This window comes from Paractinoplanes lichenicola (assembly GCF_016785085.1).
Lineage (GTDB): Bacteria > Actinomycetota > Actinomycetes > Mycobacteriales > Micromonosporaceae > Actinoplanes > Actinoplanes lichenicola.
Genome location: NZ_JAENHO010000004.1, coordinates 322,253 through 344,000, shown reverse-complemented (window position 1 = coordinate 344,000; position 21,748 = coordinate 322,253). Strand labels below are relative to the sequence as shown.

Below are 21,748 nucleotides of genomic sequence, written 5' to 3'. Positions count from 1 at the left end.
TCATGGCCTGAAACGGCGGGGGAATCCGCCGTTCGGGGGGCCGACCCGGCGGACGATCCCCGGTAGCGTCGGCGGCGGCAACCGCACCGAACTGCAGGAAGAGCACCGTGCGCATCTCCGTTCTCGGCCCGTTGCGGGCCACGGTGCAAGGCTCGGCCGCCGACCTGGGCGGGCCCCGGCAGCGGGCGGTGCTGGCCCGGCTGGCGGTGGCGGGCGGTGACGTGGTGTCGGCCGACCGGCTCGTCGACGACCTGTGGGGCGACGCCGACGTGCCGGCCAAGGCGCTGGCCACGCTGCAGGTGCACGTCTCGCATCTGCGCCGCGCGCTCGAACCGGGCCGGGCGCCCCGCACCCCGGCGTCGGTGCTGGTCAGTGCGCCCCCGGGCTATGCGCTGCGGCTGCCCGCGGACGGGGTCGACGCGTGGCACTTCGACGACCTCGTACGCCGGGCGGCCGGCGCCGAGCCCGCGCAGCGAGAGCGGTTGCTGACCGAGGCGCTGGGTTGCTGGCGGGGTGAGGCCTACGCCGAGGTGGCGGCCGAGCCGTGGGCCGTGCCCGAGGTGGCCCGGCTGGCCGAGCTGCGCCTGCTGGCCGTGGAGTCGCTGGCCGAGGCGCAGCTCTCGCTCGGGCAGGCTGCGCTCGTGGTCGCCTCGCTGGAACGCCACCTGCACGACAATCCGGGCCGCGAGGGTGCGGTGCGGCTGCTGGCGCTGGCCCTTTATCGGGGCGGGCGGCAGGGGGACGCGCTCGCGGTGCTGCGCCGCACCCGGGAGCATCTGGCCGAAGAGCTGGGGGTTGATCCGGGGCCGGCGTTGCGGGCGTTGGAGACGGACATTCTGGCGCAATCCCCGGCCCTGGATGCGCCGGTTTTGTCTGGTTATCCGGCCACGCAGGAGAGCGCGTCTGCCGCCGGGCAGCTCGGGTCCGGGACGGCCGCGCAGGTCGCGTCCGCGGCAGCCACGCAGCTCACGACCGGAACAGCTACGCAGCTCACGTCCGGGACAGCCACGCAGCTCACGACCGGGGCGGCCACGCGCGGGGTGTCGGCCCCGGAAGGGCAAACGCCGGCGTTGTGGGGCCGGGAGGCGGAACTGGCCTTGATCGCGAGGGCTGCGGACGAGGTCGCTCGCGAAGGTGCCCGGGTGGTGCTGATCGGCGGCGAGCCCGGGGCCGGGAAGACGACCCTGGCCGAGGCCGCCCTGGCGGAGCTGGGTCGCGCCGGCTGGCTGACCCGTCGTGGGCGCTGCCCGGAGGTCGACGGCGCCCCGCCCGGCTGGGCCTGGACGGAGGCATTGACCGCGGGGGCCGACAACAAGACCGGCGGGGCCGGGGGCATGACGGGGAACGACGGCGCGGTGCCGAACCCGTTCCGGCTAGGGCTGAGTATCGCGGCGGCGCTCGACAGCGGGCGGAGTGTCGTGCTGCTCGACGACGTGCATCGGGCCGACGACCTGACCCTGCAACTGCTGCGCCAAGTGGTGGCGCAGCAGGCGGGACGGCCGCTTCTGGTGATCGTCACCTATCGCACCGGCGACCGCGGTGACGAGCTCGAGGCCACGATCGCCGCGCTGCTCGGGTCGACGGCGGCCCACCTCGAGCTGCGCGGGCTCGACCAGCGGGCGACGGCCGAGCTGGCCCGGCGGCACGGGCTGGCCGAGGCGGGGCCCGACCTGCTGACCATGGTGGCCGAGCGGACCAACGGCAATCCCTTGTTCGTCCGGGAACTGGCCCGGCTCATCGCCGCCGAAGGCTCGCACGCGGCGGGTTCGGGGGTGCCCGCGGGCGTACGGGAGGTGTTGCGCCGCCGCGTGGCCCGGCTGCCGGACGCCGTGGCGACGACGCTGCGGCAGCTGGCCGTGCTGGGGCGCGCGGCCGACCTCGACGTGCTGGCCGAGGTGGCCGGGCGCGACCCGGACGAGCTGCTCGACACGCTGGAGACCGCGGTGCTGGCGGGGCTGCTCGACGAGCCCGCGCCGGGGCAGGTGCGGTTCACCCACGCGCTGGTGCGGGACACGCTCTACGAGGACACGCCGCTGCTGCGCCGGGCCCGGCTGCACACGCGGGCGCTGACGGTGCTCGACGGGCACGCGGACGCGGCGACCCTGGCCCGGCACGCCGCGGCGGCCGCCGGTCCGGCCACGGCGAGCGAGGCGATCCCGTACGCGGTGGCGGCGGCCCGCGCGGCCGAGCGGGCCGGGTCGTGGCGGGAGGCGGCCGGGGAGTGGCGGCAGGCCGTGCGGCTGCACGAGCTGGCCGGCAGCCGCGCCACCGGGCCGGCCGCCGAGTTGCTGGCCCCGGCGGTGAACGCGCACGCCCGGGCCGGGGACATCGTGCGGGCCCGCCGCATCTATCTGAACGCCGGCGACGACCTCGCCGTTCTGACGGCCTGGGACGCCCCGCTGATCTGGACCACGCGTGACGGCCGCGAGCCGTCGTCCGGCACGATCGCGGCCATCCGGCGTCATCTCGCCACCGACGTTCAAGACCCTTCCCGCGTACGCCTTCTGCTCGCACTTTTCCGTGAGCTGGAGGGCTTCGACGAGCCCGAGGCCCAGCGGGTCAGCGCCGAGGCCCTGGCCCTCGCCCGCGGGGCCGGCGACGCGCGGCTGCTGTGCGCGGCGCTCAACGTGCGGGCGTACGCGGCCCTCGGGCCCGACCTGCGCGACGAGCGCCGGGCGGTCGCCGAGGAATATCTGGCCCGCGCAACCGAGTGCGGCGAGATCGACCACGAGGCCGTCGCGCACTGGCTGCTGTTCCTGGAGTCGGCCGCCCGTACGGACCTGGAGCGGGCGCGGGCCGAGATGGGGCTGGCCGTGGCCCGCTCGACGACGGGGCAGCTGAGCGGGTTGCTGGCCGTGGTCGGCATCTTCGAGGCGCTGCTCGAGCTGCTGGCCGGGCGGGTCGACGCGGCCCTGGAAAGGTACGCGGACGTGAGCCGGCGGCTGGCCGAGCACGGCGCGCTCAACGGGGCCGCGATGGCCACGGTCGGGCGGATCGGGGCGGCGATGGCCCGCGACGAGTGGGCGCCGCTGCGCGACGAGCTGATGGCGGTGGAGGCGGCGTACCCGGGACGGGTAACCGATCCGCTGGTGCTGGCCCTGCTCGACACGGGCGACGAGGAGACGGCCCGGCGGGTCTGGGCGGATCGGCTGCCGATCGACCGCAACTACTACTGGCTCGGGTTCACCGCGCTGCGCGGGCACGCGGCGGCCCGGCTCGGCGACGAGGAGACCGGCCGGCGGATCGCCGCCGACCTGCTCCCCTTCGCCGGCCGGGTCGCCGGGCTCGACTCGGGCACGCTCTACGCCGGGCCGGTCGACGCGGCCCTGCACGCGCTGACCCGCGACGAGGCGTACGCGAAAACGGCGGCCGAGCTCACCGCGCGGCTCCGAACACCAGGCTCTCCCGCCGCCTGAACGGCAACGGCAACAGCTTGATCATGATGGCGACCGGGATCCCGCCCTCCTTGCGCGTCTCGGCCAGCTCGGCCTCGGTGGCCACGGCCAGGATCCGGGGCACCTCGAAGGTCATCTTGGCGCCGCGCTTGCGGATCTCGGACTCGACCCGGTTCCACTCGTCGTCCGACACGTACTGCTTGATCAGCGGGACGATCGTGCGCTCCTCGTCGGCGATGTGCTCGTGCAGCGTGTCGCGCAGGTCGGCCAGGTCGGCGGCGAGCTCGGCGGGCACGATGTGCTCGGCCTTGAGCGCGGCCGCGCCGACCCGGATCCGGGCCAGCTTGGGGTCGAGCACGGCGTGGTCGTCGGTGAGCTCGGTCAGGTCGACGTGGGCGCCGGCCGAGCGCTCGAGCACCGGCCACAGCACGTCGTCCTCGGCGCTGTGATGGTGGTGGATGCTGTCGCAGAAGTCGGTCAGGTAGCCGGCGATGGCGGAGGCGCGCTTGCGGTCGAGGCGCGGGCTGTTGCGGGCCAGGTCGGCGGTGAGGGCGGCGCAGCGGTCGAGGTCGCGCAGCATTGCCCGGTGGGCGAGGAGGAGTCCGCTCGGTTCGTTGTTCATGGGAAACACCGTGCCGGGCGGCACCTGCGACCGACCTAAGGCCGGCTTAACGAGAGCCGCCGCAGGGCCAACGCGAGTTGCAGGCGGAGGCGGCCCTGGGGGTCGCGCACGTCCCAGCCGAGCACGGGCAGGGTGTGGGCGAGGCGGTCCTGCAGGGTGGAGTGGTGCACACGCAGGGCGGTCGCGGCGGCGCGCAGGCTGGGCGAGCGGGCCACCGCGTCGAGGGTGGCCAGCACCCAGGGGGCGGTGGCGGCGGCCCGGTCGAGGGCGCGCTGGTCGGGCACGGGTTCCGTGCCGGGGCCCACGGCGGCGGCCAGCAGGGCCAGGCCGCCCAGCTCGTCGGCGTGCACGACGCGCGGGCCGGGATCTTGATCTGTGCCCGCGGCGGTGAAACGTAAGGCCAGGACGGCCGCTTCGTAAGAGGCGGGAAGTCGTGTCACCGGGCCGGCGGGGCCAACCCCGGCGCGATCGCCCGACAGGCCGCCCGCCCCGTGAAGCAAGCGCACCGCTCCGCTTTCCAGCGCGACGACTCGTACGGGATCATGGGGGTTGAGACCGAGCCGGGCGGCGGCTTGCAGGCGCAGGGGTTCGGCCGCACGCGCATCGATCACCAGCTCGACCAGCGCCGGATCGGCCTGCGGGGCATGCCCCCGGGTGCGCTCGAGAACCGACCGCGCGGCGGCGGATGCACGCTCGAGCACCATGGCGTCGACCGGACCAGGCGGCCCACTCCGTTCCAGCCACAGCGTCGCGCCACCCGCGGGGGCCGACATCCAACCCTCATCCCGTACGCCATCTCGTACGTCGGCAGGGGCCGGCGCGCCGTCCGGTTCGACCCGGATCTGGACGCGGCGCTCGTCGTCGACCAGCCGCGCCGGACAACCCGAGAGCACGGCCGCCCCGCGCACGATCGTGTGCAGACCGGCCCGCGCCTCGGCGAGCCGGTCGAAATACGCGATCACGTGCAGGGCGGCGCCGGCGTCGGGGTCCAGCGCGGCCAGCCGGACGGCGAGATCCTTCACGGTTACATCCCCATCAGCCTCTTGAGCCAGCGCACCCGGGCGGCGCGCGCGTCCTGCGACACGGCGGCCTGCGGAACCATCATGTCGAAGCCGTGGAAGCCGCCGGGCCAGACGTGCAGCTCGGCCTGGCCGCCGGACCGCCAGATCGCGCTGGCGTAGGCCACGTCCTCGTCGCGGAACGTCTCGGCCGAGCCGACGTCGACGAACGCGGGCGGCAGGCCGGACAGATCGGTGGCGCGGGCCGGGGCCGCGTACGGGGAGACGTCGGGCCCGCCGCAGTCGGCGCCGAGCAGGGCGGTCCAGCCGGTGTTGTTGGCCGTACGGTCCCAGACGCCGCGACCGGCCATCTGCACCGCTGACGGGGTGTCGTTGCGGTCGTCGATCATCGGGCACAGCAGCATCTGACCGGCGAGGGCCGGCCCACCCCGGTCGCGGGCGATCAGGGCGACCGCCGCGGCCAGCCCGCCACCCGCGCTGGCGCCCGCGATGACGATGCGCTCGGGGTCGATGCCCAGCTCGGCGGCGTTCGCGGCGGTCCAGACCAGGCCCGCGTAGCAGTCCTCGACCGGGGCCGGGTGCGGGTGCTCGGGGGCGAGGCGATACTCCACCGACACGATCACCGACGGCACCTCGGCCGCCCAGTCCTGCAGGACCTCGACCCCCGTACGGTTGTTGCCGACGATCATGCCGCCGCCGTGGGTGTGGTAGATCGCGGGTTTGACGACGTCACCCGTTGTCGGCGTCAGGATCAGCAGCTCGACGTCGGGATCGCCGTCCGGGCCGGGCACGTGGCGCCGGGTCACCGTGAAGGCGCCGTCGCGGGCCAGGTCGTCGTCGCTGAGCTCGGCCAGCAGCGAGCCCTCACGCATCGGCTGGATCATGTCGGCGGTCAGCTGGGGCGGCATCTGCTCGCCGATGACGGCGAGGGCGGCGCTCAACTCGGGATCGAAGGGCGGCGGCGGGCCTACGGTGGTCTCGGGCAGAACGTTCGTCACGGGAACCCCCTTGTTACAGGAAGATTTCGGCGGTGTGACCTCATTCTGTTGCCCCGGCCCGCCGCGGGCCGAGCGCCGTCCGGCGGAACTTCCCCGCCAGTTGGCGGGTTACTCCCCCGCCAGTCCGCGCAACCTCAGCAGCGCGGCCGACCAGTACGCGTCATACTTGGCGACCCAGGGGGCCAGCACCCGCGCCATCGTGTCCGCGTCGACAGCGTAACGCTGGTGGCGGCCCTGCCTGGTCGCCGTGACCAGACCAGCCGCGCGCAAGGCCATCAGGTGCTTCGAGATGCCCGAGGCCACCAGCTCGGGAAAGTGGGCGGCCAGCTCGCCCACCGTCAGCGTCTCGTGCTCGGCCAGCAGGTCGAGGATGCGCCGGCGGGTGGGGTCGGCCAGGGCGCGGAACAGGTCGTCTTCCTCAGACACCGGCTGCTGTCACCACGTCGGCCAGTCGCCGGAGCACCTGGTGCTTGTCGGCGCCGCGCTCGTACGCCTCGGCGGTCCGCTCCCAATCCGGCTTCCCGATGCCCGCGAAGCCGTCGTGCACGAGGTGCACGAGGGTGCCTTGCCGCGTCGGCTCCAGGGTGATGACGAGGCGACCCGGATGCACCCAACCCTCCTCCAGCCACGAGAGCACGAGCCGCCCCTCGGGCACCAACTCCAGGACGACGCCACTGATCTGGATCTCGCCGTCGCCGCCGGGCATCTGATATGCGCCGCCGATCCGCGCGTCGATCACGAGGTCGGGCGAGAGCCACCGCCGCAACCCGTCCTGGGTGGACAACCACTGCCAGACAGCACTGGGCGGAGCGGGAATCTCGAGCGAACGGGTAACCTCCGGCATCGTGGCCTCCTCAACGCTTTACCAATCGGTAATGCATTACCGTACGGTAAGACGTCATGCGTGACAAGCTGCCGTGGGTGTCTCGGGTATGGCGCCCGGTGACCGACGTGCGGCAACTCCACGGCGGCGTCACGTCGACGATGCCGGCCCTGACCGCGGGCGACGGCGAGCAGGCCGTCCTGCGGTTGATGACGAAGGACCCGTGGCGGCGGCAGGCTCCCGGGCTGCTGACCCGCGAGGCTTTTGTCCAGCGGCAGTTGCAGGGGTCACCGATCCCTGCGCCACGCAGCATCGCCGTGGAGCTGACCGGCACGCCCGCGCACCTCATGTCGTGGCTGCCGGGTCGGCTCCGCCTGGATTCTGCACCAGTGCAGCCGATCGCGGACATGCTGGCCGAGATCCACCGCTTCGACCCGGGCCCCGACCGGCCACGCGAGTTTCAGTCGTGGGCGCCGCGAGCCAAGCGTGTCGTACCCTCCTGGTCGTCGCGGCCCACCCTGTGGGAGGCGGCGTTCGCCGTGCTAGCCTCGCCCACCCCGGCGTACGAGGGCGTGTTCCTGCACCGCGACTTCCACCTCGGCAACCTGCTGTGGGACGGTGACCGGATCAGTGGGGTCGTGGACTGGGTCGAGACATCGTGGGGACCGGCCGAACTGGACGTCGCGCACGCGGCCACCTATCTGGCGATGCTGCACGGGGTGCCGGCCGCCGCGCGGCTCGTCGAGGCGTACGGGCGGGCCGAGGTCAGGTATTGGAGCGTCATGGACATCGTGGGCTACCTGCCCGACCCCGTGAAGGTGACCCGGTCCTGGCCCGGGTTCGCAGTCGAGACAGCCCGCCGGCGCCTCGAACAACGCCTCGAAAGCCTTCTCGCATGACCCGGTTTCTAGTCTTTCGGGGCCGGGGCGTTCCCGCCGCGGATCACTGGTCGCGCGAATGGGTCGGCAACTATCCGGAGTTCACGTGGGCGCCCGCACCACCCGAGCCGCCGTTCGTGGTCGCCGACCGGCTCGCCGCGCTGCACGCCGCGATCAGCGCCGACGACGAGCCGGCGATCCTGATCGCCCACAGCGCGGGTTGCCTGGTCGTCGCCGTCTGGGCCGCCCAGCACACCGGCCCTGTGCGGGCCGCCCTGCTGGTGACCCCGCCGTACTTCGAATCGGGCCCACCGCCCACCGACGGCCTCACCGGCACCGGCTACGGCCCCTGGCCCGACGGCGAACGCTGGGCCCGCTCCCCGAGCAGGCCGGCACTCTGATCCTGGTTCGAGCGCGGCTCGACGGCGTAACGATCAGTCCGCGGCGTCGCCGTCGTCCTCGGGGTCGGTTGGGGCGGGGGTGGTGGTTCCGGTTCGTGGGGGCAGGTCGGCTACGGCGAGGTTGAACAGGGTGAGCTCGAGCAGGTCCGGGCTGACTGCGACGTCGGCGGCCGCCTGGTTCATCCAGTGCAGGTAGACCGCGTACCGGTACGGGGTCCACGCCACCGGGCGGCCGTTGCGCAGGTAGCCGTGGTCGTTGCCGGTCAGGCGGGCTACCCGGGCGGCCAGCCGGGCGTCGAGGATCAGCGCGCCGGGCACGGTGAAGTAGAGGAACTTCGTGAAGAAGGCGGGGCCGTAGCTCGCGATCCGGGACCAGGGCGGCGTTCCCGGGCGGCGGCGGTGGTCGTAGTCCGGCCCGCCATACAGCTGGGCGTACGCGAAGACCGGCCCCTGGCATCGGCCGATTTCCCGGACCCGCTCCAGCGTCTCGCCGAGCTCCGGTGCCGCCGCCCGGATCCGGTCGTAGCGGCTGCGGCCGTAGCCTCGCTCGCCCATGCCGAAGAGGTAGCTGGCCGTGAAGATGTCGATGGCGGGCGCCGCGCCCATGTCGAGGAGGGCGCCCCGCGTGATCGAACCTCCGTCGCCCGGCCACAGGTCGGCCCACTTCGCCACCTCGTACGGGACGGCCTGCCCCCGAGGATCGCCGTGGCACGCCTCCGCCAGCCACTTCACCTGCGCGTCGTTCAGCCGACCGGCGCGCGCCTCGTCCAGCGCGGCCTGGGCGTCGATCAAATCCATGCCAGCAATCCTGACCTGAGCCCGACGGCGGCGGATCGGGCGAATGGCGCCGTTTTGGCGCCGTGACGTCCTGCTGCGTGACATCCCCCGATTCCTCGATCATCGAGACGACTGGGCCATGGTGAGGCGGAAGTGGCCGACCGTAACGTGAGGCGGTTCCATGCCCCACGCCCCGAGGAGCACGACGGTGGAGAACGAGATCGAGCTGATCAGCGACGGCGATGGCCTGGCGGTCATCGGGCATCCGGCGGCTGTCGATCGCTTCCTCGCCGCCGAACGGCTGCCCTCGAAGGATCTCGGGTTGAAGCGGCTCATTCCGTCCCTCGGCACCACCGCCAAGGTCCTCAAGGCCGGCGCCGACATGTCCGAGAAGTCGGGGCGCTGGGTTCAGCTGACCGCGGAGTCCGCGCAGGCCGTAAAGAAGTACAACCTGATGGCCGGCTCGCGGGACGGGGTCAGCCGGGCCGTGCTGACCGACCACGGCAAGATCACCGGCCTGCTCGAAATCGTGCAGCAGAGCCCCGCCGCGATGCTGACCAACCCGGCCGTCCTGACCGGCGCGGCCGGGCTCATGGCCCAGCTCGCGATGAAGCAGAGCATGCAGGAAATCACCGATTATCTCGCCGTGATCGACGCGAAGGTCGACGCCGTGCTCCGCGCCCAGACCGACGCGGTGCTGGCCGACATGATCGGGGTGGAGCTCGTGATCGACGAGGCCCTGACGATCTGGGAGCAGGTAGGCCGGGTCTCCGAGGTCACCTGGTCCAAGGTGCAGGCCACGCCGGTGCCGCTGGCCCGCACTCAGGCGTACGCGTTGCGGCAGCTCGACGGCATCGCCGAGCGGCTGGAGACCCAGTCGAAGGTCGGCGACCTGGCCCGTACGACCAAGGAAGCCGAGCTGAAGGTGCAGGAGTGGCTGGCCGTCCTGGCCCGCTGCTTCCAGCTGCAGGACGCCGTCTCGGTGCTCGAACTCGACCGGGTGCTGGGCGCCGCCCCGCAGGAGCTGGAGGAGCACCGCGTCGCCATCCGGATCGCCCGGCGGAACCGCATCGAGATCATCGCGCGCAGCACCGGGCGCCTGCTGGCCCGGATGGACGCGGCCGCCGGCACAGCCAACGCGAAGGTGCTGCTCAACCCGACCAGTTCCCGCGCCGTCGTGCACTCGACCAACCACGTCGCGACCACCGTCGTCGACTTCAACGGCCGGCTCGGTATCGAACGCGATCGCCAGTCGTTGAGCGCCCGGCGCTGGCTGGACGCGGCCACCGAGGTGCGCGACAAGGTTCTCGACACGGGCGCCGAGGTGGGGACCAAGGTCCTCGACACCGGGGGCGACGTGAAGGACAAGGTCCTGGAGACCGGCGCCGAGGGTGTGGGGGCCGCCGGTCGTCTCGGCGTGCAAGCCTTCGGCCGGGCCAAGTCCTTGATGGGCAGAGTCTCGGGCGAGGCCCAGCGTCAGCTCGGCAACAAGGACTCCTGACCGGCAGCAGTCAGCGCCCGGGTCCAGTTCGCCGTAGTCGGTACGGTGGGCGGATGGGGCGTAGCTGGGAGGAGCGGATGGCCGCTCGGGCATACGCGCGGGCGGGCGAGAACAGCGAACGCCGGCGCCGCCCGCTGTTGCCGGATCGGCCCGGGCATGTCGGTCATCATCTCCATCGGACGGCCGCCGGCAGCGCCTGCTCCTGTGGGGAGGATTTCCAGGAGGCCTGCGTCGTCGACCCGGGCGAGGACGCTGCCTGGTGGGGCTCGCAGCGATGCGTCGTCTGCGATCGGCCCGGGACGGTGCTCGAAGGAGACCGGCCCGCGACCTGACCGCGAACACTTTTCCCGGGTGCGGCGAAGTATCGATGTGATGCGACCAGGGAGACGGCGGGCAAGGGCACGGTGGGGCTGATGAGACCGGGGACGACAACCGGCTTGGTCACCGACACCGAGCTGATCGAGCAGGCGGGACGGACGCCCGAGCGGTTCGCGGCGATCTTCGACCGCCATTATCCGGACATCTATGCGTTCGTGGCGAAGCGGCTCGGGCCCGACCTCGCCGAGGACGTGGCGTCCGAGACCTTTCTGATCGCCTTCGACCGGCGGCGCAGCTTCGACCCGGCGCGCGGCGAGGTGCGGCCCTGGCTGTACGGGATCGCGTCGAACCTGGCGGCCCGGCATGTGCGGGCCGAGACGCGGCGGTACAAGGCGCTCGCCCAGGCCGGTGGGCAACTGGCCGAGCAGTCGGGGCACGCCGACGCCGTCGCGGGGCGGCTCGACGCGGCGGCGGTCCGGGGGCGGCTGGCCGAGGCGCTGCGGCGGCTGCCGGAGCCCGTACGGGCGGTGTTGTTGCTGGTGGCGTGGGCGGGCCTGAACCAGCAGGAAGCCGCGGCGGCGCTCGGGATCCCGGCCGGCACGGCCCGATCGCGGCTGCACCGCGCGCGACAGGAAATGCGACAGGCGCTGGACATGGAGATCGAGGCGGACGAGTGATGGACGAGATGAGCATGCTGCGAGAAACCTTCGAGACCGGCGACGCTCCCCCGGCGGCAGCCCAGCAGCGCGCCCGCGCCGCCCTGCAGAGCCGGATCGACGGACCGGCCGAACGCCGCCGGTGGTGGCGAGTGGCCGTGCCGATCGGGGCCGGCGTGGCTACCGCGGCGGCCGTCGTCGCCGCGTTCAGCCTCAACGGCGTCGAGAAGACCGAAGTGACCACCCCGCCGGAGGCGCATCAAGCGGCGGCGACGGTGCCTTATCTCAAGCCGGTCAGCGCCCAGCAATACTTCGAGAACGCGGCGTGGACGGCCGAACGGAAGCAGTGGACCGACCCCGCCCCCGAGCAGTTCATGTATGTCGAGACGCGCGAACTGCGTAACCCGCCGGCGGTCGAGAACCGTACGCCCAACGGCGCCCTGGTGCCCGGTAAGGCGAAATATCGCACGGTCCAGATGTGGGACCGGGTCGACGGCCAGGTGCAGGGGACCATCAAGAACGGCAAGCTCGTCGTGGCGAAGCAGGGCGACGGGGGCGGTTATTGGGCCCGGCTCACGTGGGCGCAGGTCGCCAAGCTGACCACGCCGGCGGCGGTGAAGAAGTTCACCATCGACCCCGGCGGGCCGGTCGGCATGGACGTCGACGCGCTGGCCGGGCAGTACGTGCTGCCCCCGGCCGTGCAGGCGGCGATCTTCCGCTACCTCGCGCAGCAGCCCGGCATGAAGGTCAACGCGGACGCCAAGAACCTCGACGGCCGGCCCGCGATCGGCCTGGGCCGGATCCTCGAGGGCTACCTGTCGCAGGAACTGCTGTTCGACAAGCAGACCTACGCCCTGATCGGCGAGCGCATGATCGCGGTCGCCGACCACACGAACCGCGCCGACGACGGCACCTCGTACACGAAGAAGGGCGACCTGTTCCGCCAGGTGATGTATCGCAAGGCGATCATCGTCGACAAGCCGGGCGAGACCTTCTGACCCTCACACCGTCACTCGCTCCGCTCGGTACAGCAGCCGGGCGGTGTAGAGCAGCAGCAGGGCCAGCACTACTTCGATGCCGAGGCCGGTGCCGACGCCGAGGGCCTCGCCGAGGGAGAAGTTGTCGAAGTTGGTGACGTGGTAGGCGAAGTGGGTGGCCGCGTAGATCAGGTAGCCGGTCAGGGCGGCCAGGGCGACCTTCGTGTCGATCAGCCAGGCCGCGATCCACAGGGTCGCGGCCAGAGCTAGGCCGAGGCCGCCGACGTCGGTCACCAGGTGCTCGTTGTACGGCGGGTCGAGCTGGACGGTCGGGAAGTTGTCGTAGAACGAGCGGGGCAGGAAGTACTGCCAGAGCGAGACGAACGTCTGCAGGGCGGCCAGCGTGTAGAGGCCGCCCCGCAGCCAGCGGCGCAGGGATTCAGAGTTCATGCCTTGAGGACATGCCGCCGCACCACTTTGTGACAGATCACGGCTATGAGAATGATCGCCAAAGCCGCGACCACGAGGGCGGCCCACCCGATGTCGGGCGTCCACAGCAGCGCCATGCCGAGGTCGCCGCCGAGCTGGGCCGGGAGCACCACGAGGACGAGAGCGATCAGGACGGCGCAGCCGGCGGCCCACAAGATCGCGCTCAGCAGCCGGAAGCGGCGGCGGATCAGCGTCCGGGCGATGCCGATCACCAGCAGGGCGGCCACGGCCAGCAGCACGTAGAGCACCACGCTGAACGTCGGATCGGTGTCGCTTGTCTGCACGGCCTGGCCCTGGGTCATGCGGGCCACGTTGAAGCCGAGCGCGGCCAGCGACCCGTCGAGCGCAAGGCTGTAGCTGTTGGCCAGCACCACCACGGCCACGTCGGCGTCCGGCAGCAGCACGACGTGGGCGAAGAAGCCGGGGGTGGCGCCGGCGTGCCACACGACCCGGGTGCCGTCCATCTCGGTGTCGCGCCACCCCAGGCCGTACCCGTTGGCGGTCTGCCCTTTGTGCATCTCGCTGTGCCGCCCGCCGAGGTGGTCACGCGCGAATCGGGCCATGTCGTCCAGGCTCGCCGCCACATATCCGTACGGGGAACCGGAAGTGTCATAGCCGCGATCGAAGCCGCGCGGATGACCGAGCCAATAGCGGTGACCTGCCGGCAGTCCCACCCGTTGCGCGTCGGCCTCGGTGGCGGCGGCGTGCTCCATGCCGAGCGGCTCAAAGATCTCCGAGCGCAAGAATTCCCCGTACGGCTTCCCCGACACGGTCTCGACGAGCGCGCCCAGCACCATGTAGTTCGCGTCGCTGTATTCGTGAGCGGCCCCCGGGGCGCGCTCGGGCTCGACGTCGGCGAGGTCGCGCACCGAGCGGGCCAGCCCGTCGGCGCTGTTGTCGAACCGGTCGGTGCGGCTGGCCCATTGCCCGAGACCGCTGGTGTGGGTGAGCAGGTGGCGCACGGTGATCCGGGCCGCCGCGTCCTCGTCGGCCAGGTCGAACCAGGGCACGTGCCGGCGTACGGGGTCGTCGAGACCGACCCGGCCCGCCTCGACCAGCCGCATGACGGCCTGGGCGGTGACCGGTTTGGAGACCGAGCCGATCAGGAAGGGCGTGTCGGCCTCGACGCCCCAGGCCCCCTGGCTGATCACCCCGGACGGGCCGACGACCACGTACGCCAGCCCGGGTATTCGCAGCTCAGCCTGCTGCTCGCGGAGATAGTCCTCGATCTCGTTCGGCTGGACCGGCGCCAGCGCCACGACCGCCAGCAAGGCCGACAGAATCCACGACACATAATCACCCCGATAATCGTATGGCCGTATGGTTATCGAGATATACCGTATCGCGATATGGTTATGCAATGGCACGCACCGCCGATCACGACGCCCGCCGGCAGCAAGTGGCCGAGGCGGTCGAGCGTCTAGTCGCGTCCGAGGGCTACGACGCCGTCACCGTGGCCAAGACCGCCGCCGCCGCGGGCATCTCGGTCGGGCTGGTGCAGCACTATTTCCCCAGCAAGGACGACATGCTGCTGCACGCCTTCACACACGCCCGCGAGCGCACCGAGCGGCGCGTGCTGGCCGACGCCGATCGGGCCGACCAGGCCGGCGCCCGCATCGAGCAGATCCTGCTGGGCGCGCTGACCGAGCTGCTGCCGCTGGACGAGCGGCGGCGCCGCGAGTGCCGGGTCGAGCTGGCGTTCACCGGACGCGCGGTCGACAACCCGCGGGTCGCCGAGGCGCTCGGGCGCAGCAACGCGCACCTGCGGGCGATGCTGGCCCGGGCGATCCGCAACGGCAAGGAGTGCGGCGAGGTCGACCCCACGGCCGACGAGGAGGCCGAGGCCGCCCGTACGCTGGCCGTGCTCGACGGGCTCAAGCTGCACGCCTACACCGAGCCCGCGACGATGACCGCCGACGCCTCCCGGGCCGCGCTGGCCGGCGAGCTGGCCCGCGTCTTCACCGGCGAGTGTCATCACCGGGACTGATGTCGCCGAAGTTGTGGTGGCGGAGCTGGACCTCCTCGAAGTCCAGGGTGGTCTGGATGCTCTGCAGCACCTCGTCGTCGATGACGCCCTCGTCGCGCAGCCGGACGACCGTGGCGTGCTTGTGCGCGATCGCGGCCAGCCGCAGCCGCCGGTCCTGCTCCTCGCGGCGGCGTGCGCCGTCACCGTTGTCGGGCCCGTCCTCGCGCATGATGCCGAGACGCCGGCCGAACTCGTGACGCAGCTCGTCGGCCACCTCGCGGTCCGCGCCGACCTCGCCGGCCAGCTCGGGCAGGGCGGCCATCGCCTCCTCGCCCGCGGTGATCTCGGCCCGGTGGCGCTCCCTCGCGGCCTCGCCGTCGTCGACCAGCCGGGCCCAGCGCACGATCCGCGGCAGCAGCGGCGCCTGCACGACCAGCGTCACCGCGATCACCCCGGCGGTCACGAAGACGATCACGTCGCGGCCGGGCAGGCTCTCGGGCACGGCCAGCGCGGCGGCCAGCGAGACCGCGCCCCGGAAGCCGGCCGAGGCGACCACCGTACGGGGTCGGGCGCCCAGCCGCAGCTCGCGTTGCCGGGGCCTGCGGTCGAGCAGGCGGATCGCGTACGGGCTGGTGAACAGCCAGGCGAAGCGCACGCCGATGACCGCCGCCGACACCGCGACCACAGCCCCGAGCGCCTGGGCCAGGCCGACGGTGGTCAGATCACGTACGGCGGACTGCACTTCCAACCCGACGAGCACGAACAACGCCGCATTGGCCAGGGCGGTCAGGAAGGCCATCACGGTCTGCACGTATTGCCGGGCGTCGGCCGAGAACAGGCGGGGCGCGGCGCGGCTCACCCACAGGCCGCTGACCACCACGGCCAGCACGCCCGAGGCCTCGACCTCCTCGGCGACCAGATAGGCGGCCAGGGGCGTGGCCAGGGCGACGATGTTGTGCTGGAACGGGTCGTCGAGCCGCTTGCGGGTCTGCACGCTGAGCCACGCGAGCGCGAACCCGATCGCGATGCCGCCCAGATAGGCCAGCACGAACCGGCCGGACACACTGGCCAGCCCGACGTGCTCCTCGCCCATGGTGACGCCGACCGCCAGCGCGTAGATGACCAGCGCCGTGCCGTCGTTGACCAGGCTCTCGGCCCGCAGCGTGGTGGCGATCCGGCGGGGCAGCGACCGGCCCAGCACCCCGACGGCGGTGGCGTCGGTCGGCGCGACGGCCGCGCCCAGCACCCAGGCCGGGCCCCACGGCATGCCCAGCAGATGCGCGGCGGTCGCGGCGACGGCGGCCGTGGCGGCCACCAGCACCGTGCTCAGCAGCAGGATCGCGCGCAGGTTGGTGCGGATCTCGCGCAGCGACGACGTGAAGCTCTCCCAATAGAGCAGCACGGGCAGGAACAGCAGCAGGACGGCCTCGGGCGGCAGGTGCGCGGCCCGCAGCATGGGAAGGAAGCCGAGCAGCACGCCGGCGAGGAGCAGCAGCGCGGGCGGCGCGATCCGGAACTGCCGAGCGACGCTCGTGCAGACCAGGACGGCGACCCCGACCGAGACCGCGAGCAGCAGACTGAGCACGCCGGGGACGCTACCCCCGTTGGCTCAGCCGATAACCTTTCCCGGATTGAAGAGGTTGAGCGGGTCGAGGGTCTGCTTGACGGCGACCTGCATGGCCAGCACCGCGGGCGACAGCTCCTGCTTCATGCCGGCCCGTTTGAGCAGGCCGACACCGTGCTCGCCGGTGACCGTGCCACCCAGCGCGATCGCGGCGGCCAGCATGTCCTCGAACGCGGCCTGCGCGGCCCGCTTGGCCTGCTCGTCGCCGGCCGGGGCCAGGATCAGCGGGTGCAGGTTGCCGTCGCCGGCGTGCGCGATGGTGGCGATCGTCGAGCCGTGCCGGGCCGCGATCTCCTCGATCGAGGCCAGCATCTGCGGCACCTTCGAGCGGGGCACGCAGATGTCCTCGGTCAGCACCGGGCTGAGCCGTTCCAGGGCCGGGTAGGCCAGCCGGCGCGCGGCGAAGAGCGCCTCGGCCTCGATCTCGTCGGTCGACTGCTCGGCCCACAGCGCCCCCGCGGCCCGGAACACGCCGGCGACCGCGGTGGCCTCCTCGTCGCCCGGGGTGTCGAGCTGGGCTAGCAGCAGCGCCGCGGCGTCGGCTTCGAGGCCCAGGTGCTTCCACTCCTCGACGGCCCGCAGGCACGTACGGTCGAGCAGCTCGAGCGCGGCCGGCACCAGCCCGGCCCGGGTCACCGCGGCGACCGCCTCCCCCGCCGCGACCACGCTGCCGAACGCGCCGACCACGGTGCGCGGCGCCTCCCGCCGGGCGGGCCGGAGCCGTACGGTGATCTCGGTTATCACCCCGAACGTGCCCTCCGAGCCGGTGAAAAGCCCGGCCAGGTCGTAGCCCGCGACGCCTTTGGTGGTGCGCCGTCCCAGTTTGACCACCGTCCCGTACGCCCCGGCCGGCCCGCCCACGACGGCCTCCAGCCCGAGCACGTAGTCGCGGGTCACGCCGTACTTGAGGCAGCACAGCCCGCCCGCGTTGGTCGACACGTTGCCGCCGATCGTCGACCAGGGCGCGCTGGCCGGATCGGGCGGATACCACAACCCGTGCTCGGCGACGGCCTTCTTGAGATCGTCGTTGATCACCCCCGGCTGCACGGTCGCGGTCAGGTTCTCGGTGTCGATCTCGACGATCCGGTTCATCTTCGACAGGTCGAGGATCATCGCCCCGTCGACCGCGTTGGCCCCGCCCGACAACCCGGTGCCGGCCCCGCGCGGCACGATCGGAATCTGGCGCTCGGCGCAAAAGGCCACCACCTCCTGCACGTCCGCCGTGGTCAGCGGGCGCACCGCGCCGACCGGCCGCCCGTACGGGGCCCATTCCGCGTCGTCGTGGCTCAAGCTCTCCAGCACATCGGGGTCGTCGATGACGTTCACTTCAGAAACTCCAGAATCGCGGCGTTGGTCAGCTCGGGCTGGTCGAGATTCGCGGCGTGCCCGCAGTCGTCGAGCACCACCACCTGGGCCAGCGGATTGCTCGCCGCCGCGGCCTCGGCATGCTCGTACGGCCAGAGCTGGCTCTGCCTGCCCGCGATGAACAGGCTCGGCACATCCAGCCGCGCAATCACATCCCGCCAGTCCTGCTCGGCATGATTCTGCAGCAACGCCCGCCGCTCCGGCGTGCTCCCATCCGCCATCACCGGCGGCTTCCCCAGCGCCTTGATCAGCCGCGTGATCCCGCCGAGCCGGTCCCCCGCCAGCCCACGCCCGGTCTGCGGCACCCCGTTCGCGAAGAACGTGCCGACGTTGTCCCTGTTCAGCCCGTAGAAACCGTGCTCCCAGCCGGCGTCGTTGACCAGCTTCGGCGTCTGATCGATCGTGACGACCCGCCGGATCCGATCGCTGCCGAACAGGTCGGCATAAGCCCAGATCGTGCTGGCCCCCATCGACCCGCCGACCAGCACGACACCGTCGAGGTCCAGCTGCTCGATCAGCTCCCGCAGGTCCTTTCCATGCCGCGAGAGCCTTTGCCCGTACGAGGGTGACTCTGACCCGCCGTGCGAACGCCGATCAAAACCGATCACCCGGTAGCCGGCTTCGCTGAGGGCCGATCGCTGCAGCTCCCAGCTTTCGAGGGGCGCACAGAACCCGGCAATCAACACCACCGGCGTCCCTGCCCCTTCGTCGGCGTAATGAAGCCGTACGCGGTCGCTGGTCATGATCGTGGCCATACGAGCGACCCTACGCCCGCCCCTTTTCTCCTCTCACCACTCGCGCGCTCGCCTGGGCCCGTCACCGACCGCCCTCCTCAGGCACGCCGGAAGCCGCTCTTCCCACCCCACCGGCGCAACCGGCCGCAGAAAGCCCGGCCACGACGCCCCACCGCCTGGGAAGCCGCTCTTCTCACCCACGGCCGTAACCGGGCGGTGAGCGTCGTGGCCGGGCTGAGTGCCGCCCGTCACGCCCGGCGGATGGAAAGTGCGGCTGCCCAGGCGGTGGACGTCGTGGTCCGGCTCAGTGCCGCCCGTCGCGCCCGGTGGGTGGGTGCGCGGCTAGCCAGGCCTGCACCCGTCGTGGTCCAGCTCAGTGCCGCCCGTCGCGGTTGATCAGTGGGCGCGCGGCTCACCAAGCCCGCACCCGTTGTGGCCGGGCTCAATTCCGCCCAACTCAGTCGTAACAAAAGCTGTTGCTTCTGGGCCGCGGGGCGGCGAGACTGTCCGGGTGGCGGCCAACAGCAGGTTGACGATCGCGGCTCACGCCCTGGCCTGGCTCGAGCTGGCCCGGCGGCGGGGCCGCACGACGCTCACCTCCGACGAGGTGGCCGCCAGCGTCAACACGAACGCGGTCATCGTCCGCCGCAGCCTCACCGACCTGCACCGCGCCGGCCTCGTCACGGCCCGCCGGGGCAACGGTGCCGGCTTCGCCCTCGGCCGCCCGGCTGCCGAGATCACCCTGCTCGACGTCTGGCTCGCCGTCTCTCCGGAGCCGTTGCTGGCCCTGCACCGCACCGAACCCAACCTGGAGTGCCCGGTCGGCCGCGGCATCCGCCCAGTGCTCACCGACCTGTACGACGAGGCGACCCAGGCGTTCCAGGCCTCGCTGGCCCGCACGAGCGTCGCCGACATTCTCGAGAGGATGCCCACGTGATCGTCGAACTGCGCCGCTACACCCTGCGCGAGGGCCGCCGCGACGAGCTGATCGACCTGTTCGACCGCGAGTTCGTCGAGACCCAGGAAGCACTCGGCATCGCCGTCCTGGGCCAGTTCCGCGACCTCGACCGGCCCGACCAGTTCGTGTGGCTGCGCGGCTTCCCCGACATGGAAGCGCGCCGGACAGCCCTGACCGCCTTCTACTCCGGCCCCGTCTGGGCGAAACACGGCCCCGCGGCGAACGCGACGATGCTCGACTCGGACGACGTCCTGCTGCTTCGGGAAATCGTCGCAGTACCGGTCTTCGACCGCGGCGCCGCCGATCCGGAATCGCTCCTGCACGCGACGATCTGGTATCGGTCCGGCCCCTTTCCCGCGCCCGTTCCCGAGGGGTCGCTCGCCACGCTGGTGACCGAGTACGCCGCGAACACCTTCCCCCGGTTGCCGGTCCGCGAAGGGGAACACGCCCTGGTCCGGCTCACCCGGTCACCGCTGCGAGCCGAGGTCCCCGCCGACGTGGTCAAGGTCGAAAGTTTCCGCCTCCGCCCGACCAGCCGTTCCAGCCTCCACTGACCAGCAACCGGCGGACGCCGCGGTCAGCACTTCAGCTTGACCCACCCCGCGTCGCCGTCGGCCTGGACCGCCTCGCTGTGGGTGCTCATCTCGGGGACGACCGTCCCGTCGACGAAGCCGTCCCAGGTCGCCCAGAGCACCTGCACCTGGACGCGATAGCTGTCGACGCCCGAGCGGCAGTCGCCGGTCAGGTCGCGGGAGACGATGCCGCTCGACGGCAGCGACTCCCAGCCGGTCGTGGCGATCGTCTTCGGGTTGCAGAGGTAGCCGAACCGGTTGCAGACCCTCGTCTCCAGCCGCATCTGCACCTGGGCCGAGCAGTTGAGCTTCTGGTTGACCGTGGCCAGCCCGGTGCCGTGGACCTTGTGGTCGTCGCCGACACCCGGGTCGGTGACCGACTGGTCGACGATCGGGCTCAGCATCGCCCCGCCGAAATACTTCAGGGGGTTGCCGGCGCAGTCGTCGGGCGGAGTCTCGTTACCGGTGATGACGCCGGCGCCCGAGAGGTAGAGGCCTGAGCTTCCGCGGTTCTGGCCGCACAGGTCACGCAGGGTGAACACGACCTGGTTCATGCCGGAGTGCAGGAAACCGCCGATGAACAGCGGAGGGATCGGCTTCGGCCCGGCGGCGGTGCAGTTCTCACTGAAGTCCTCGCGGTGGACGACCGGGCAGAGCTTCGAGTCCGGGTTGCAGACCGAGATCTCGAGCACGTCGTCCACGTAGATCGGCGCGTCGGCGTTGTCCCGGCCACTCAGATAGGGAGCGCTCCGTGCACCCATGTAGATGATCGCGGACTTGGCGAGGAAGCCCTCACCCGGCGATCCGGCCGGCTGGCTCGAGGCCTCCGCGATCGGCACGACGGGAACAGCGGGGGAATCAGCCCAGGCGGTCGCGGGCACCAGCACGGCGACGCCGAGCAGGGCACCGGCCAACACTCTCTTGAGCATGGCAATCCTTCGGAGAGGGGCTTCGAACGAGCCCGTTCCCCCTTATGTGGCGGACAGCCGTTTCGGCATCCCCCGAAAATGTTCGCCGGGCCTCCGCAATACGCTCTGCCCGTGTACGAATCTTCGCGGATCTGCCGCTGCGTCATCTGCCACGACTACGGCGATCGCGACGAGTACGACGCGGCCGACCACGGTGTGCTCGGGAACGTCGAGAAGTTCGAGTGGAGCGTCACCGGCGTGCCGGCGGACGAGAAGGGCCCCGGCTGGTCCTACACGATCGGCCGCTGGCACAGCCGGGGCGAGCCCGAGCTGGCCATGTTCGGGCTCCGGGATCTCGCCGTCATGCAGTCGTGCCTCAACATCTTGGGCAAGCGCGACGGCCTCGACGACGGCCAGTCCCACGACGACGTCGTCAACGGCTATCCCGTACGGCTCCGGACCGTCCAGCCGGGCTGGTACAAGGCGTTCTTCGGCCACGGCATCTGGTTCTACCGCCGGCCGCCCATCCCGTTCCTCGAGGTCGTCTGGCCGGACCGCGACGGCACGTTCCCGTGGGACAACGGCAGTCTCGCCCAGCCCCACCTGTGGCTGGAGCCGGGCGAGCACATCCCGGGCGTCTGGACCCAGGACGTGGAATAAGAAGCTGCCGGATTCGCCGTCCGCTGCTGGAGTTGGGAAGGGAAGCGCCTCGGCGGCCACCTTTGGTATATCTTTGGACGGCCTCAACCATGCAAGTTGCATTTTCA

General features: G+C 71.9%; 23 protein-coding genes. 11 read left to right on the top strand and 12 right to left on the bottom strand.

Annotated elements, in window-relative coordinates:
• Positions 1-107: 107 nt before the first annotated feature.
• Complete coding sequence (locus JKJ07_RS15065; RefSeq protein ID WP_202992133.1) at positions 108-3,416, top strand: ATP-binding protein; 3,309 nt, start codon at positions 108-110, stop codon at positions 3,414-3,416.
• Here the strand turns inward: JKJ07_RS15065 and JKJ07_RS15060 are convergent.
• From JKJ07_RS15060 to JKJ07_RS15040, 5 genes are all read right to left on the bottom strand, one after another.
• Positions 3,376-4,017 carry a hemerythrin domain-containing protein gene (locus JKJ07_RS15060; RefSeq protein ID WP_202992132.1) on the bottom strand — a complete coding sequence of 214 codons (642 nt, stop codon included), beginning with the start codon at positions 4,015-4,017 and terminating at the stop codon, positions 3,376-3,378. The two genes, JKJ07_RS15065 and JKJ07_RS15060, sit on opposite strands and share 41 nt — an antisense overlap.
• Positions 4,018-4,052: 35 nt before the next feature.
• On the bottom strand, positions 4,053-5,039 hold the full coding sequence (locus JKJ07_RS15055; protein WP_202992130.1) for a helix-turn-helix domain-containing protein: 987 nt from the start codon (positions 5,037-5,039) through the stop codon (positions 4,053-4,055).
• A 2-nt stretch (positions 5,040-5,041) separates the two neighbouring features.
• On the bottom strand, positions 5,042-6,034 hold the full coding sequence (locus JKJ07_RS15050) for an alpha/beta hydrolase (RefSeq protein ID WP_307834268.1): 993 nt from the start codon (positions 6,032-6,034) through the stop codon (positions 5,042-5,044).
• A gap of 108 nt (positions 6,035-6,142) precedes the next feature.
• Entirely contained in the window at positions 6,143-6,460 is a 318-nt protein-coding gene (locus tag JKJ07_RS15045) for an ArsR/SmtB family transcription factor (RefSeq protein ID WP_202992128.1), read from the bottom strand.
• Positions 6,453-6,878, bottom strand: coding sequence for an SRPBCC family protein (locus JKJ07_RS15040; RefSeq protein WP_202992127.1), 426 nt, complete (start codon positions 6,876-6,878; stop codon positions 6,453-6,455). Before JKJ07_RS15040 ends, JKJ07_RS15045 begins: the two co-directional genes overlap by 8 nt.
• A 56-nt stretch (positions 6,879-6,934) precedes the next feature.
• On the opposite strand from JKJ07_RS15040, the gene JKJ07_RS15035 reads away from it, so the two are divergent.
• Positions 6,935-7,756 (top strand): phosphotransferase family protein, encoded by an 822-nt coding sequence (locus JKJ07_RS15035; protein ID WP_202992126.1) that lies wholly within the window; start codon positions 6,935-6,937, stop codon positions 7,754-7,756.
• On the top strand, positions 7,753-8,136 hold the full coding sequence (locus tag JKJ07_RS15030; RefSeq protein ID WP_202992125.1) for an alpha/beta hydrolase: 384 nt from the start codon (positions 7,753-7,755) through the stop codon (positions 8,134-8,136). The genes JKJ07_RS15035 and JKJ07_RS15030 overlap by 4 nt, the downstream gene beginning before the upstream one ends.
• 33 nt (positions 8,137-8,169) lie before the next feature.
• Here the strand turns inward: JKJ07_RS15030 and JKJ07_RS15025 are convergent, their stop codons facing one another.
• The gene (locus JKJ07_RS15025; protein ID WP_202992123.1) at positions 8,170-8,934 is read right to left on the bottom strand and encodes an 8-oxoguanine DNA glycosylase OGG fold protein; all 765 of its coding nucleotides are present in this window, start codon (positions 8,932-8,934) and stop codon (positions 8,170-8,172) included.
• 187 nt (positions 8,935-9,121) lie between these two features.
• Between JKJ07_RS15025 and JKJ07_RS15020 the strand changes: the two genes are divergently transcribed.
• The 4 genes from JKJ07_RS15020 to JKJ07_RS15005 all read left to right on the top strand — a co-directional run bounded on the left by JKJ07_RS15020 (position 9,122) and on the right by JKJ07_RS15005 (position 12,386).
• On the top strand, positions 9,122-10,414 hold the full coding sequence (locus JKJ07_RS15020; RefSeq protein ID WP_202992122.1) for a hypothetical protein: 1,293 nt from the start codon (positions 9,122-9,124) through the stop codon (positions 10,412-10,414).
• 53 nt (positions 10,415-10,467) lie between these two features.
• On the top strand, positions 10,468-10,746 hold the full coding sequence (locus JKJ07_RS15015; protein WP_202992121.1) for a hypothetical protein: 279 nt from the start codon (positions 10,468-10,470) through the stop codon (positions 10,744-10,746).
• Between the two features lie 81 nt (positions 10,747-10,827).
• Positions 10,828-11,409: an RNA polymerase sigma factor gene (locus JKJ07_RS15010; RefSeq protein WP_202992119.1), complete on the top strand. Its 582-nt coding sequence runs from the start codon at positions 10,828-10,830 to the stop codon at positions 11,407-11,409.
• Positions 11,409-12,386 (top strand): CU044_5270 family protein, encoded by a 978-nt coding sequence (locus JKJ07_RS15005; protein WP_202992118.1) that lies wholly within the window; start codon positions 11,409-11,411, stop codon positions 12,384-12,386. The genes JKJ07_RS15010 and JKJ07_RS15005 overlap by 1 nt, the downstream gene beginning before the upstream one ends.
• A gap of 3 nt (positions 12,387-12,389) precedes the next feature.
• Here JKJ07_RS15005 and JKJ07_RS15000 read toward each other — a convergent pair whose 3' ends face one another.
• Both JKJ07_RS15000 and JKJ07_RS14995 read right to left on the bottom strand, forming a co-directional pair.
• Positions 12,390-12,815 carry a hypothetical protein gene (locus JKJ07_RS15000; RefSeq protein WP_202992116.1) on the bottom strand — a complete coding sequence of 142 codons (426 nt, stop codon included), beginning with the start codon at positions 12,813-12,815 and terminating at the stop codon, positions 12,390-12,392.
• Positions 12,812-14,146 (bottom strand): serine hydrolase domain-containing protein, encoded by a 1,335-nt coding sequence (locus tag JKJ07_RS14995; protein ID WP_202992115.1) that lies wholly within the window; start codon positions 14,144-14,146, stop codon positions 12,812-12,814. Before JKJ07_RS14995 ends, JKJ07_RS15000 begins: the two co-directional genes overlap by 4 nt.
• 68 nt (positions 14,147-14,214) lie before the next feature.
• On the opposite strand from JKJ07_RS14995, the gene JKJ07_RS14990 reads away from it, so the two are divergent.
• A complete protein-coding gene (locus JKJ07_RS14990; protein ID WP_202992114.1) occupies positions 14,215-14,841 on the top strand; it encodes a TetR/AcrR family transcriptional regulator in 627 nt (208 codons plus the stop codon).
• Here the strand turns inward: JKJ07_RS14990 and JKJ07_RS14985 are convergent.
• From JKJ07_RS14985 to JKJ07_RS14975, 3 genes are read right to left on the bottom strand one after another with little or no spacing between them, the layout of a single operon-like run.
• Positions 14,813-16,405: a Na+/H+ antiporter gene (locus JKJ07_RS14985; RefSeq protein ID WP_202992113.1), complete on the bottom strand. Its 1,593-nt coding sequence runs from the start codon at positions 16,403-16,405 to the stop codon at positions 14,813-14,815. The two genes, JKJ07_RS14990 and JKJ07_RS14985, sit on opposite strands and share 29 nt — an antisense overlap.
• 24 nt (positions 16,406-16,429) lie before the next feature.
• On the bottom strand, positions 16,430-17,770 hold the full coding sequence (locus JKJ07_RS14980) for an FAD-binding oxidoreductase (RefSeq protein WP_307834267.1): 1,341 nt from the start codon (positions 17,768-17,770) through the stop codon (positions 16,430-16,432).
• Positions 17,767-18,564 (bottom strand): alpha/beta fold hydrolase, encoded by a 798-nt coding sequence (locus JKJ07_RS14975; RefSeq protein ID WP_202992112.1) that lies wholly within the window; start codon positions 18,562-18,564, stop codon positions 17,767-17,769. The genes JKJ07_RS14980 and JKJ07_RS14975 overlap by 4 nt, the downstream gene beginning before the upstream one ends.
• A 490-nt stretch (positions 18,565-19,054) precedes the next feature.
• Here JKJ07_RS14975 and JKJ07_RS14970 point away from each other — a divergent pair, with 490 nt between their 5' ends.
• Together JKJ07_RS14970 and JKJ07_RS14965 are read left to right on the top strand one after the other, a co-directional pair.
• Positions 19,055-19,480, top strand: coding sequence for an Rrf2 family transcriptional regulator (locus JKJ07_RS14970; protein WP_202992111.1), 426 nt, complete (start codon positions 19,055-19,057; stop codon positions 19,478-19,480).
• The gene (locus tag JKJ07_RS14965) at positions 19,477-20,055 is read left to right on the top strand and encodes an NIPSNAP family protein (protein ID WP_202992110.1); all 579 of its coding nucleotides are present in this window, start codon (positions 19,477-19,479) and stop codon (positions 20,053-20,055) included. The genes JKJ07_RS14970 and JKJ07_RS14965 overlap by 4 nt, the downstream gene beginning before the upstream one ends.
• 23 nt (positions 20,056-20,078) lie before the next feature.
• Here JKJ07_RS14965 and JKJ07_RS14960 read toward each other — a convergent pair whose 3' ends face one another.
• Positions 20,079-21,002 carry a hypothetical protein gene (locus JKJ07_RS14960; protein ID WP_202992109.1) on the bottom strand — a complete coding sequence of 308 codons (924 nt, stop codon included), beginning with the start codon at positions 21,000-21,002 and terminating at the stop codon, positions 20,079-20,081.
• Positions 21,003-21,113: 111 nt separating this feature from the next.
• Between JKJ07_RS14960 and JKJ07_RS14955 the strand changes: the two genes are divergently transcribed.
• Positions 21,114-21,641, top strand: a complete 528-nt coding sequence (locus JKJ07_RS14955) for a DUF4262 domain-containing protein (RefSeq protein WP_202992108.1) — start codon at positions 21,114-21,116, stop codon at positions 21,639-21,641.
• Positions 21,642-21,748 lie beyond the last annotated feature (107 nt).

Coding starts and splice junctions, on each gene's coding strand:
- JKJ07_RS15000 (WP_202992116.1), bottom strand. CDS start 12,815: ATGAACTCTGAATCCCTGCGCCGCTGGCTGCGGGGCGGCCTCTACACG.
- JKJ07_RS15030 (WP_202992125.1), top strand. CDS start 7,753: ATGACCCGGTTTCTAGTCTTTCGGGGCCGGGGCGTTCCCGCCGCGGAT.
- JKJ07_RS15005 (WP_202992118.1), top strand. CDS start 11,409: ATGGACGAGATGAGCATGCTGCGAGAAACCTTCGAGACCGGCGACGCT.
- JKJ07_RS15010 (WP_202992119.1), top strand. CDS start 10,828: ATGAGACCGGGGACGACAACCGGCTTGGTCACCGACACCGAGCTGATC.
- JKJ07_RS14960 (WP_202992109.1), bottom strand. CDS start 21,002: ATGCTCAAGAGAGTGTTGGCCGGTGCCCTGCTCGGCGTCGCCGTGCTG.
- JKJ07_RS15015 (WP_202992121.1), top strand. CDS start 10,468: ATGGGGCGTAGCTGGGAGGAGCGGATGGCCGCTCGGGCATACGCGCGG.
- JKJ07_RS15035 (WP_202992126.1), top strand. CDS start 6,935: ATGCGTGACAAGCTGCCGTGGGTGTCTCGGGTATGGCGCCCGGTGACC.
- JKJ07_RS15040 (WP_202992127.1), bottom strand. CDS start 6,878: ATGCCGGAGGTTACCCGTTCGCTCGAGATTCCCGCTCCGCCCAGTGCT.
- JKJ07_RS15060 (WP_202992132.1), bottom strand. CDS start 4,017: ATGAACAACGAACCGAGCGGACTCCTCCTCGCCCACCGGGCAATGCTG.
- JKJ07_RS14990 (WP_202992114.1), top strand. CDS start 14,215: ATGGCACGCACCGCCGATCACGACGCCCGCCGGCAGCAAGTGGCCGAG.
- JKJ07_RS14975 (WP_202992112.1), bottom strand. CDS start 18,564: ATGGCCACGATCATGACCAGCGACCGCGTACGGCTTCATTACGCCGAC.
- JKJ07_RS15025 (WP_202992123.1), bottom strand. CDS start 8,934: ATGGATTTGATCGACGCCCAGGCCGCGCTGGACGAGGCGCGCGCCGGT.